This window comes from Aneurinibacillus sp. REN35 (genome assembly GCF_041379945.2).
GTDB lineage: Bacteria > Bacillota > Bacilli > Aneurinibacillales > Aneurinibacillaceae > Aneurinibacillus.
In genome coordinates, this window is the sequence record NZ_JBFTXJ020000013.1 from 96,398 (window position 1) to 108,312 (window position 11,915).

An 11,915-nucleotide genomic window follows, 5' to 3' on the forward strand; every position below is an offset into this window, starting at 1 on the left:
AACGGGCATTTTAGAGATTTCGGATGCACTCCGAACTTTATCTCTACAACAACCGTTTCATGATGGAATAATCTTCGACACGCAAGTACCGGTAACCAGTCCGCCATATACAAAAAAGCAGTACGATTAAGAAGAGGCGAAGAATGCGTTTTCAGCAATCGACCCTACGACTTAACCAAATATATGCTTTACCTTATGTATATTATATCTTAACATACATGTAACATTATAGACACAATCTTACTCACTGTCTAGATCTAATGAACGATCAAAAACAAAAACTGTCATCGCTGTATCCATCTCAAACCGAAAGTCCACGAATAATGTCACAAGCTTGGCGTGCACCAGTTCTTCCAGCGGTTTTCCTACAGAAGGATCTTCGTAGATTTTTTTTATGAATTCTGTGCGTGTCGCATGAATCATCCGCTGCCCTTCCTGTGACCGGCTCATAAATTTCTCCACGCTGCTCAAATTTCCTTTCATCTCACAGATCGCCCACGGTCCAACAAAGCGCGTAATAATATGTGTGGGTCCCTTTCCGACATGCGTCTTTCTGATTTCCCGCACGACATTGCTGAATTCATGAGCGATACGCGCCCGATTCGATTTTTCCATACGTATCCTTCCTCCCTTGTTGTAGCATTGCATGTTTTATATGCGAATGCAAGAGAGCGCATTTATTTTTATTTTGACATTGGAAGCAAAAAGCATAGAATAGAAACTGGCACGAAAAATCATTGATTACTAAACGGAAGTGAGAAATTATGAGTCAGCCTATCGTCCATAAACGAGCTGTTATGCGTTATGAAGATAACGAAATGCGCCCCTACGAAGATTCAATCGTGACCGAATTCCCTGTGACTATTTTCCTTAACGAAGAGGAGTTCGCAACCGTTGTATGCACTCCTGAATATATAGAAGATCTTGTTGTCGGCTTCCTTGCTTCCGAGGGCGTTATTCGATCTTATCCAGATATTAAAAGCTTGCTCGTACAGGAAGAAGAGGGCTTCGCCTATGTAGAATTGCATAAAGCCCATAAGCTTAGCCAACAATTCTATTCCAAACGCTATATTACATCTTGCTGTGGAAAAAGCAGGCAAAATTTTTACTTTTACAATGATGCACGTACAGCTAAAAAGATGACCGAGAAAAACGTTTCTCTCTCCGTAGAGGATTGTTTCCGGCTTGTACGGGACATGCAGGATGGATCTGAGTTATTTCAGAATACAGGCGGTGTTCATAATGCCGCATTGTGTGACCGAGGTGGCGTCCTTCTCTCCCGCATGGATATCGGACGTCATAATGCATTAGACAAGATTTACGGATATTGTCTGAAGCATAATATTTCTTTAGAAGATAAAATCATTGCTTTCAGCGGACGTATTTCTTCAGAAGTGCTATTGAAAGTAGCCAAAATTGGCTGTGAAGTTATCCTGTCTAAGTCTGCGCCGACAGGACTGGCATTAGAACTGGCGGAAGAGCTAGGCATTACTGCTGTTGGTTTTATTCGGGGCCGTTCTCTTAATGTCTATACTCATCCTGAACGCATCAACTCGTAAACGTTTATGTTATAAGAAAAAATAACATAGCCCTGTGTTCTTTGCTTAGTTCAAATCACAGGGCCATGTCATTATATTCTTGTTTTACTATTGAATTAAATGCCAATAGATACGAATTTTGTTTCTAAAAATTCTTCTACTGCATAACGGCCGCCTTCTCGTCCGATTCCACTCTCTTTAAATCCTCCAAATGGTGCCTGAGTTTGAGTAGGAGCCCCATCATTAATGCCTATAATTCCGTATTCAAGCACTTCTGACATTCTAAAGCAGCGGCTATTATTCTGTGTATAAACATAAGCTGCTAATCCATATTGCGTATCATTTGCCAGCTCTATAACTTCTGCTTCCTCTTTAAATGTGATGATCGGAACAACGGGTCCGAAAGTTTCTTCCGTGTAAATCTTCATCTCAGGTGTTGCCTCAGCAATAACAGTGGGTTCACAATAAAATCCCTGACTGTACTCGCCATCTGTTAAGCGTTTTCCACCATATATGATTTTTCCGCCCTTTTCCTCGGCATCCTGAATGTGCTCCAATACTTTGTTCAATCCATTTTCATTCACTAGCGGACCGATTTCCGTATCCTTATTTCTTCCATCCCCAATTTTCACTTTCTTCAATCTTTCAACCAGCTTGTCAGTAAATTCATTTGCAACAGACTCATGAACGTACAATCTATTGGTACAAATACACATCTGGCCGGAATTGCGGAATTTGCTTTCAAATAAACCCACTACTGCATCATCAAGATTTGCATCCTCGAAAACAATGAATGGAGCATGTCCGCCTAATTCAAGACTAACTCGTTTCACTGTCTTTGCCGCGCCTTCCATTAATAGCTTCCCTACGCGGGTAGAACCGGTAAAGGCAATCTTGCGCACTTTTTTATTATCTATAAACTCTTTACCAATGGACTCAGGATTTCCGATTACAAGATTTACCGTTCCTTTTGGAAAACCTGCCTGCTCAATTAGTTCAAACAAGCGAATTGCGCTAAGCGGCGTACTCTCTGCCGGTTTCAATACAATCGTACATCCGGCTGCAAGCGCGGGGGCAATCTTACGCACCACCATATTTACAGGGAAATTCCAAGGAGTAATAGCAGCAACAACTCCCACAGGATGTTTTGTTACCATAATTCGCTTATTAGGAAGAGAGGACGGTACAGTCTCTCCATAAATTCTTTTTGCTTCTTCCGCATACCACATAAAGTTATCTACAGCGCCTAGCACTTCACCCTTTGCCTCGCGCAAGGGCTTACCCATCTCAGCAGAAATAATACCAGCCAATTCATCGCGATGATTACGAACAAGTTCAGCGAGATTACTCAAATATTTAGATCGTTCTCTCGCTGTTAGTTGAGACCAGCCTTTAAATGCTGCATCTGCCGCGGCAATTGCCTTCTTGGCATCACGTCCATCCCCAAAGCTGGCAGTGCCGATTAATTCACCTGTTGCAGGATTCATAACTTCGTAGGTCTCTTCACTTTCTGCCTCTACCCACTCACCGTTGATATACATTTTTTTGCTATCTGTCATATTGTATAATTCTCCTCCAAGTAATACTGAAAATTCTTTTTTTCTAGTTATACTGTTCTATACTGGCTTAATCGCTTCAAATGGATTTTTGCATTTATTACAATAAAAGATGCTGCGGCACGCTGTCGGTCCGAATATATTATCAATTACTACGCGGGGCGAATTACAATACGGACACTCAACTTCCCAGGTGCCTTCCTGCTTCGATTCAAGTGGCGGAGGGGCGATGCCGAGTTCTTTTAACTTTTCTCTTCCTTCTGCCGTAATCCGGTCAGAAGTCCAAATCGGATTTTTTATGAGAATGACCTTCACTTCGTGAATCTCACTAATTGTAGATACAGATGTAATAATATCGTTTTCTATCATATTGAGCGCAGGACAGCCTACATATGTCGGCAGCAACTTGACAGCAACGCTGCCATCTTGCACCTGAACATCTTCAATCATTCCCATCTCAATCAAACTAACAGAAGTCATTTCAGGGTCTGTGACCTCCTGCAGTTTATTCCATACCTTTTGTTCAAGAGATGTACAAACGTCTTGCATCTTGCTCCCCCTTTTACCACCTAGCCTGTGGCGCAAGCTTATAAACCTCACTTAACTCGTTAAGAGCATCTACGAACGCAGTAGTATGCTGTCCATCCCTTCCGGTTTCGGCCATCGAAAGGGGTTCACCTGGCCAGAATAGATCATAACTTTCCAGTTTTTCTTTCATTACGCTCATAAATGTTTCCCGCAGAACTTCTTCGGATGATAGCAAACCAAATTGAACAAACTCTTTAGCTTTCGGCCCTAAATCAAGCAAGGAGCCTATATCTTCCCATGTTTTTTTAATTGCTGCATCCAAACGCATTTGTGCTTCATCGGTGCTATGTGACAACTGATCAATCCAGATTTCCCAATGATACAAATGATAGAACTGTTCTCTTTTTATTTTTTTGGCGATATCTGCAAGCGGAACATACGAACACTGTTCAAGAGCATCAAGTCGAATTTTCTTGAATACTTCATACGCATAATTACGGATAATCGCATAGCCCCAATCGTAATCTGGATTCTCCTTATAATCTCCTTGACCATTCACACGCTCAACAAAAATTGCGTTCTTATATTCTTCCGGATTTCTTAAATGAGCAAGATCATCTGCTTTCCCAACGCCTAGTTCTTCTAACATTTGATAATACATAGCTGAATGCCCCATTGTATCCTGTGTAATAGAAGAGAATGCTACGTCTTCTTCAATATGTGGACATAAACCAAGCCATTCAGAACCACGATGGCTGATCAGCAAATCATCATCAGCCAATTGATAAATCAGCTCTACGAGTGCTTGGTGAAATTGCTGATCTTGCTTTGCTTCTTCTGGTGTATTGTATTTTTTTCCCACTGTCTAGCTCCTCCTTCTCCATTATAAAGATGTATTCTTTTGTTCGAGTTCTCTCCAGCGCGACGGAATGTATCCGTAATGAGATGGCTGACGATACTCTTTATTGTCAATCCGTTGAAGAGTATGGCGTTTTTCCGGTGATATTGTATGAATGTTTTCTCTCTTTACAACAAAGATGTTAGATGGCACTTCTTCTCTGCGCATGAAGTTTTCCTGTGCCATACTTAAAGCGATTTCAGGAGTTGGCGCTAAAAGGCTAAATTGGCTCTCAAATTTTGAGACCAAATCTTTTTGGCTAAACACTTCATATACATCATAGTCCTTGGTGTTATGCTGGTTCATCAATTACACCCACTTTCATTAGCCGCTTTTTGTTTGTGAAGCAAGGCCTCTCTAACCCATACATTATTTTCAAAACCGATTCTCCGCAAATTCAGACGGTTTTGTGAGCGCGGGCCTTGATTTTTTCCAATCACGTCTTTTAGATAGTTGTAGTCTGGATGGGTATATACCCATCGCTGCTTCTCCTCATCGTAATAAATATTATCGTCCGGAACCTTAAGTCCAAGCGCACGGATTTGCGGAACATATTTTCCGATAAATTCTTGTCTTAACTCTTCATTTGTCTTGCTTCTAATTCTATAGCGGATGTTTACTGTTTGATTGCTCTTAATTTTTTCGGTTTCTGGCGGGCCAAAGAACATCATCAACGCAGGCCACCAACGGTTAAGCGCATCCTGTATCATTTCACGCTGCTGTTCAGTTCCATCCCCCAGGGCAATAACCATATCTTCTCCATGATAAGCATGAAAGCGTTCTTCTAAAATAATCCTCTTAAGTGCACGCGCATATGGAGCATAGGAGGTTTGTGCCAGCATTTTTTGCGTAACAATAGCAGCCCCATCCACAAGCCAGCCAATGAGTGCAGCATCAGCCCAGCTAAGTGCTGGCATATGAAACACATTATGAAACTTTAAACGCCCAGCATACAAGTCCTGTAATATATCTTCTCTTGTCTTTCCAATCGGTTTCATCAAGTCTTCAGCAACACGAAGAAGGAGCTGTCCATGTCCAACTTCATCCTGCACCTTAGCCATTAATGAAAGCTTTCTTTTTAACGTCGGCGTTTTCGGAACCCATTCTTTTTCTGGAAATGCCCCCATGATTTCACTTATACCATGCATAGCGATAAGTTTAATTAATTGTTCCCGATAATCTTCAGGCATCCAGTCATCTGCTTCAATTTTTTCTCCACGCTCAATAAGAGCCGTGAATTCCTCTAATTTTTCGACCTCACTTTTTTCATAAAGAGCTAATTGGTCCGGCATCCTAATCCTCCTCAAAATTATATTACGCTTTTATAACGTTATATTAACATATCGTCATATATATAACAATCTAAAAAAAGAATTTTCTGTCATTATTCAAAAATAAAAAGGGGAGAAACTCCCCTTTTCAGGCTTATGGAACCAACTGAAATTTTCCGTCTTTCACTTGTAGGATAACCATACTCGTTTCACTTAGGCCGTTATGATCTTTTTCACTAAAGACAAATTCACCAGTAACTCCAACATGCTTAAGCGAGCGTAAAGCGTCGTTAAGTTTAGAGGCATCTCCATTGGTCGCCTTTAAACCTTCCGCTAAAATATTAAGGCCGTCATACGCATATCCTGCAAAACCATCCGGTATACTGTTATATTCTTTTTTATATGCTTCGACAAATTCCTTAATCACTTTCGTCTGCGGATCTTCTGCTTTCAATTGATCCGGCACAAGCAGTTTACCAGCCAGCATATATACTCCTTCTGCCGCTTCACCAGCCAATTCAATAAACTTATTATTAGCACTGCCATGACTGCTAATGATCGGAATCGTTAATCCTAGCTGTTTAGCTTCTTTTACAATGGTAGAAGGACCTGGGTTTGTACCTGCAATAATCAGAGCGGATGCACCGCTACCCTTAATCTTCGTCAGCTGTGTACTCATGGAATTGTCTTTCGTACCATATTTCTCTTCTGCGACAATGGTAATTCCATATTCTGATGCAAATGCTTTTAACTGTTTTGCCCATCCGCTGCCATAAGGATTGCTATCATAAAGTACAGCAATGCTTGTCATGTTCTTCTCTTTTAGGAAAGTGTAAATACGCTTTGTACCATGAATATCCGTATGTGGCGTTTTAAAAATACCCGCACGCACAGGATTTGTGATTTCATCAGCTGCTGCCATCGAAATCATCGGCAGTTTTTCATCTTCTGCAAACTTTGCCATACCAAGAGATGGACCGCTGCCTGAGGAACCCAGCACAGCCAATACCCCATCCGTTTTCGCCAGCTTCTTAACTGCCTTTACGGCTTCTGTATTATCTGACTTATCATCTTCAATTTTCATTTCAATTTTTTTGCCGTTTACCCCGCCATTTTCATTAATTTTTTTTGCCAGCAATTCAACTGCCTGCTTTTCTGGCATGCCAAGCGGGCTATTCGGTCCTGTAAGCGAAAAGACAGCCCCTACTTTTATTGTCTCTGCCGAATTCTCCGGTGCACCTGATTTTGCCTCTCCCTGTGCTTGCTTACTCTCCTGCCCACAGGCACTGAGAAGAAGCAGCGCCGCCATACAGATTAGAGACAGAACCCTCGTCATTCCTTTACTCATTTCCCTTCCCCCTTTGTATCTATTCATACAATTTAGTAGTAAGCCTGCGGGTACATGCCCGCTGGATAACCCTCTTATTACGCATGTTTCTGTCCTAGGTATGCGGATTGGACACGTGGGTCGCTCACCACTTCCGCCGCTGTTCCTTCTAACATCACTTCACCTGTATGCAGAACATACGCTCGATCAGATACAGCTAATGCTGCAACAGCGTTCTGCTCTACAAGCAGAATAGTTGTCCCCCACTCGTTACGAATCTCTTGAACGATTTGTAAAATCTCTTTTGCAATAAGCGGGGCAAGACCCAATGACGGTTCATCTAATAAGAGCAGCTTAGGACGTGATAGAAGAGCACGCCCGATGGCAAGCATCTGTTGCTGTCCACCCGAAAGTGTTCCTCCCATCTGCCACTTTCTCTCCCCGAGAATGGGAAATCTCCTATATACATCTTCAATCTCTTTTTTAATTTCTTTTTTCCCAACATGATGAACCCGGTATGAGGCACCAAGCCAAAGATTGTCTTCTACAGTTAACGTAGAGAAAATCTGTCGTCTTTCGGGTACATGTGCCATTCCTTTGCTTATCATCTTCTCTGCCGGAACAGAAGACACATCTTGTCCAAATAGTTTTACTACTCCCTGCTTTCTCTGGTGTAAGCCACAGATACAGTTGAGTAGTGTCGTTTTCCCCGCCCCGTTTGATCCAAGCAAGGATACAATTTCCGCTTCATTAACACGCATGTTAATATCATGAAGCACTTGAATGGGACCATATTTTGCTATCATGTTTTCTACTTCAAGAACGACTGGCACAGTCATGCCTCTCCCCCTTTTATTTATGCAGTTACCGCTTCTTCCCCCAAGTATGCTGCGATGACCCTTGGGTCTTTCTGAATATCTTCTGGTAGACCTTCTGTAATTTTTTCACCCTGATCAAGTACAACAATTCGATCAGCCACGTTCATAATCATGTCCATGTCATGCTCAACAAGTAAAAGGGAAATGCCGTCTTCACGAAAACGTGTAAAAATGCTGCTCATTTCCGCTGTTTCAGTATGATTTAGTCCGGCTGCCGGCTCATCCAAAAGCAATAGCTGCGGACTCGTCCCTATAGCACGAGCAATCTCCATTAGCCGAAGCTTACCGTACGACAAGCTTCCAGCCATGGTATCGGCTAATGAAGCAATTCCTACCTGTTCAAGCAACTCCAACGCTTTTTCTCTCATCATCTTCTCTTCTCGTCTAGCACCAGGAAGCCTAAAACCGCAGGAGAAAATCCCCGCCCTGGCACGTGTATGCAATCCAACCATTACATTCTCAAGCACTGTCATATCATCAAACGTCTGTAAATTTTGGAATGTGCGCGCGATACCCATTTCAGCATAAAGATGCCCTGGAACATCCTGAAGGGGACGATTTTGAAACAAAATAGAACCTTCAGACGGTGGAATAACACCGGAGATGACATTTAGTGCTGTACTTTTACCTGCCCCATTGGGTCCAATTAATGCCACAATTTCACCAGGAAAAATATCAAACGAAACATGGCTAACCGCACGTACACCACCAAAGCTACGCGAAACATTATCTACCTGAAGCAATCGTTGTTTCATGCGCCCATTTCCTTTCGTACTTGCTGCTCTTTTATTTCTTCTGCTCCACCTGGTTTTTGCAGGTTGTTTTTTCTACCGGCAATAAACTTTTCTAGCAGAAGCTGAATACGTGGTACTAACCCTTCAGGCATAAAAATAATGCAAAGAATAAGAATCGCCCCAAATACAATCGTATCTACATCACCTTGCAAACCGGAGATGTGCTCCCCTAGAACAATTAGCACTTCGCTAATTGCTACAATAATCACCGTTCCCACCAGGGCACCCCAGATGCTTGCCATACCACCTATTACTACCATTGTTAAAAATTTAATGGATTCATGCAGTCCAAATGGCTGCGGGTCAAGAATGCCTACATAGTGTCCATATAAACCTCCGGAGATGCCTGCAAATAACCCACTTATAATAAAAGCACTCAATTTATAACTGCGTACATGTACCCCCATCGAAGTAGCGGCAACTTCACTTTTATGAATGGCGCGATAAGCCCTACCAATTCGTGAGTGTAAAATATTAAGTGAGAAAACAAGAACAATGGTAACTATTCCCCATACGAAGTAATACATAGAAAGCTCATTCTCACCAAATAGCGGAATCGAAGGAATACCAATAATTCCACTGGCACCTCCCGTTACAGGTTCCCACTCAACAATAAGGATTTGTACAATATAACCAACTGCTAGCGTAGCCATTGCTAGATAGTAGCCTTGCAAGCCGGCAATGGCTCTCGCCATCAAAAAAGCAACGGCCGCTGGAACAAGCGCAGCACAAAACAATGACAAGCCAACTGGCAATCCGTATTTTCCAGAAAGAATAGCTGATGTATAAGCGCCAATACCCCAGAATGCTGCTTGACCAAGAGATATTTGCCCGGAGAGTCCCATAACAAGACACAGACCTATGGTAACGATGGCATACAAGCCAACGATAGTTCCAACTGAATGATAATACTCACTGGACAAGAGGAAAGGATACATACAAACAAACCCTGCATACAATAGAAAAGGGAGTTTTAACTTTTTTAGTATCATGTATGCTACAATCCTCCTTTTCCAACATTTCGTTCACTAAATAACCCATGCGGCTTTATAATAAGAACAACAATGATCACTAAAAAAGCAATAGCGTCTTTCAAACCGGAACTGATATAGCCCGCTCCAAGTGATTCAAGCATACCAATAAGAAAACCGGCTATTGTCACTCCTAAGGGGTTTTGTAATCCTCCCAGAATTGCTGCTGAGAATCCTTTAATTCCAAGAAGCACACCAATATCGTAAGAGGTAACACTAAGCGGTGCGATCATGATTCCTGCAATAGCCCCCGTTCCTGCACTAATCGAAAATGCAATAAGTGCCATTTTTTCAGGGCTTATGCCCATAAGCCGTGCAGCGAGTATATTAATGGAACAAGCATTAATCTTCTTACCGATCATTGTCCGATTCATCATATACCACAAGCAAAAGAGTATGACCACAACTGAGAGAATAATCCAAATACTCTGCTCGGCAATCGAAAGTCCTTTTATAGAAATGGCTTCACTTCCAGTGATAGGCGGAAGTGCAAAGGCATCTTTACCCCATATCATACTGGCAATACCTCGAATTAATGTTGACACTCCTATCGTTAAAATAATCAGGCTAATGGGGCTGGCATTTCGAGCAAATCTAACAACATAACGTTGTAACACCATACCAATTATGACAACAATACCTACAGCAATAAGAAAAGCCAATCCATATGGAACATGCAGGCCCAGTAAGGCAACCGTAAGCATGCCCCCCAACATAAGAAACTCTCCTTGCGCCATATTAATAACTTTACTTACGTTATAGATTGTTACAAAACCAATTGCCACAATCGCATAAATGCCTCCCCCAACGATTCCATTTGTAATATATTGCATTAACTCAGCCATTATGGTCTCCTTCTCTCTTTACTATGACTCATTAACTTTTCTTTTCTCGGATTCGTTCAATAATGGTGGCAATTCCCTGACCAACCCCAATACACATAGAGGCTAGCCCATAACGTACATCGCGTCGTTCCATCTCGTATAACAGCGTGGTCAAAATTCGTGCTCCACTTGCACCTAGCGGATGCCCCAGCGCAATGGCACCTCCGTTTACATTCACACGTTCCGGATTGACACCAAGCTCTCGTACACTTGCTACTGCTTGAGCTGCAAATGCTTCATTGAATTCGAATAAGTCAATATCTTCTATAGTAAGCCCCACCTGCTGTAACGCCTTGCGAGTAGCAGGTACAGGTCCGATACCCATCATAGAAGGATCGACGCCAGCAACAGCCGATGCAATAATACGCGCCCGAGGTATAAAACCTAGTGCTTTCGCTTTTTCTTCTTCCATTACTAATAAAGCCGCAGCCCCATCATTAATCCCGGAAGAATTACCGGCCGTTACAGTACCGTTCTTTTTAAATAGAGTAGGGAGACCTTTCAATTGTTCCCTCGTTGTCTCAGGCCTTGGATGTTCATCTGTATCTATCAAGGTAATTTTACCTTTCCGATCCCGGACCTCTACAGGAACAATTTCATCTGCAAATTTTCCTTGTGCAAGTGCGTGAGCATACTTCTGCTGACTTTCATAAGCAAAGTTATCTTGCTCCTCACGAGTTATGTTATATTCACTGGCAACATTCTCTGCCGTTTCCCCCAAACTAATGGGTGGATAAACTGCCGCCATTTTATCATTTACCATACGCCAGCCAAGCATTGTATCGTACATCTGCTGATTGCCACGCTGAAATGCAGCCTCTGGCTTTAGCATTACAAGCGGTGAGCGGGTCATGCTCTCTGTTCCACCTGCGATATACACATCCCCTCGTCCAGCAATAATGGCGTTTGCACTTTGGTTGACTGCCTCTAGTCCTGAGCCGCACAGACGGTTCACTGTCACCCCCGGTACACTGACGGGTATACCTGCCAGTAGCAGCGACATCCGGGCTACATTTCGATTATCCTCTCCAGCTTGATTTGCACATCCAAAATATACATCGTCAATTATTGCTGGGTCGAGGTTGCTGCGCTGTACAATATGCTGTATAACATTAGCACCCAAATCATCAGGACGGACACTTTTTAATGCACCGCCGTGTCGGCCAATAGGTGTACGTATGGCATCTACAATGACCGGTATTCTCTTCAT

13 protein-coding genes are annotated in these 11,915 nt (G+C 42.5%); 1 reads left to right on the forward strand and 12 read right to left on the reverse strand.

Annotated elements, in window-relative coordinates; all coding sequences use genetic code 11:
* Nucleotides 1-240: 240 nt before the first annotated feature.
* Nucleotides 241-615: a Na-translocating system protein MpsC family protein gene (locus AB3351_RS19330; RefSeq protein ID WP_371148798.1), complete on the reverse strand. Its 375-nt coding sequence runs from the start codon at nucleotides 613-615 to the stop codon at nucleotides 241-243.
* 149 nt (nucleotides 616-764) lie between these two features.
* Between AB3351_RS19330 and fdhD the strand changes: the two genes are divergently transcribed.
* The gene (fdhD, locus tag AB3351_RS19335) at nucleotides 765-1,559 is read left to right on the forward strand and encodes a formate dehydrogenase accessory sulfurtransferase FdhD (protein WP_371148799.1); all 795 of its coding nucleotides are present in this window, start codon (nucleotides 765-767) and stop codon (nucleotides 1,557-1,559) included.
* 95 nt (nucleotides 1,560-1,654) lie between these two features.
* Here fdhD and AB3351_RS19340 read toward each other — a convergent pair whose 3' ends face one another.
* The 11 genes from AB3351_RS19340 to AB3351_RS19390 all read right to left on the reverse strand — a co-directional run bounded on the left by AB3351_RS19340 (nucleotide 1,655) and on the right by AB3351_RS19390 (nucleotide 11,915).
* Nucleotides 1,655-3,097, reverse strand: coding sequence for an NAD-dependent succinate-semialdehyde dehydrogenase (locus tag AB3351_RS19340; RefSeq protein WP_371148800.1), 1,443 nt, complete (start codon nucleotides 3,095-3,097; stop codon nucleotides 1,655-1,657).
* 57 nt (nucleotides 3,098-3,154) lie between these two features.
* On the reverse strand, nucleotides 3,155-3,643 hold the full coding sequence (gene paaD / locus AB3351_RS19345; RefSeq protein WP_371148801.1) for a 1,2-phenylacetyl-CoA epoxidase subunit PaaD: 489 nt from the start codon (nucleotides 3,641-3,643) through the stop codon (nucleotides 3,155-3,157).
* A 13-nt stretch (nucleotides 3,644-3,656) separates the two neighbouring features.
* Entirely contained in the window at nucleotides 3,657-4,484 is an 828-nt protein-coding gene (paaC, locus tag AB3351_RS19350) for a 1,2-phenylacetyl-CoA epoxidase subunit PaaC (protein ID WP_371148802.1), read from the reverse strand.
* 21 nt (nucleotides 4,485-4,505) lie between these two features.
* Nucleotides 4,506-4,826: a 1,2-phenylacetyl-CoA epoxidase subunit B gene (locus tag AB3351_RS19355; RefSeq protein ID WP_371148803.1), complete on the reverse strand. Its 321-nt coding sequence runs from the start codon at nucleotides 4,824-4,826 to the stop codon at nucleotides 4,506-4,508.
* On the reverse strand, nucleotides 4,826-5,812 hold the full coding sequence (gene paaA, locus AB3351_RS19360; RefSeq protein WP_371148804.1) for a 1,2-phenylacetyl-CoA epoxidase subunit PaaA: 987 nt from the start codon (nucleotides 5,810-5,812) through the stop codon (nucleotides 4,826-4,828). The genes AB3351_RS19355 and paaA overlap by 1 nt, the downstream gene beginning before the upstream one ends.
* Nucleotides 5,813-5,945: 133 nt before the next feature.
* On the reverse strand, nucleotides 5,946-7,139 hold the full coding sequence (locus AB3351_RS19365) for an ABC transporter substrate-binding protein (protein WP_371148805.1): 1,194 nt from the start codon (nucleotides 7,137-7,139) through the stop codon (nucleotides 5,946-5,948).
* 77 nt (nucleotides 7,140-7,216) lie between these two features.
* Nucleotides 7,217-7,957, reverse strand: coding sequence for an ABC transporter ATP-binding protein (locus AB3351_RS19370; RefSeq protein ID WP_371148806.1), 741 nt, complete (start codon nucleotides 7,955-7,957; stop codon nucleotides 7,217-7,219).
* Between the two features lie 17 nt (nucleotides 7,958-7,974).
* Complete coding sequence (locus AB3351_RS19375; RefSeq protein WP_371148807.1) at nucleotides 7,975-8,751, reverse strand: ABC transporter ATP-binding protein; 777 nt, start codon at nucleotides 8,749-8,751, stop codon at nucleotides 7,975-7,977.
* The gene (locus AB3351_RS19380; protein ID WP_371148808.1) at nucleotides 8,748-9,782 is read right to left on the reverse strand and encodes a branched-chain amino acid ABC transporter permease; all 1,035 of its coding nucleotides are present in this window, start codon (nucleotides 9,780-9,782) and stop codon (nucleotides 8,748-8,750) included. Before AB3351_RS19380 ends, AB3351_RS19375 begins: the two co-directional genes overlap by 4 nt.
* Before the next feature lie 5 nt (nucleotides 9,783-9,787).
* Nucleotides 9,788-10,666, reverse strand: a complete 879-nt coding sequence (locus AB3351_RS19385) for a branched-chain amino acid ABC transporter permease (protein ID WP_371148809.1) — start codon at nucleotides 10,664-10,666, stop codon at nucleotides 9,788-9,790.
* Nucleotides 10,667-10,697: 31 nt separating this feature from the next.
* Nucleotides 10,698-11,915, reverse strand: coding sequence for a thiolase family protein (locus tag AB3351_RS19390; protein WP_371148810.1), 1,218 nt, complete (start codon nucleotides 11,913-11,915; stop codon nucleotides 10,698-10,700).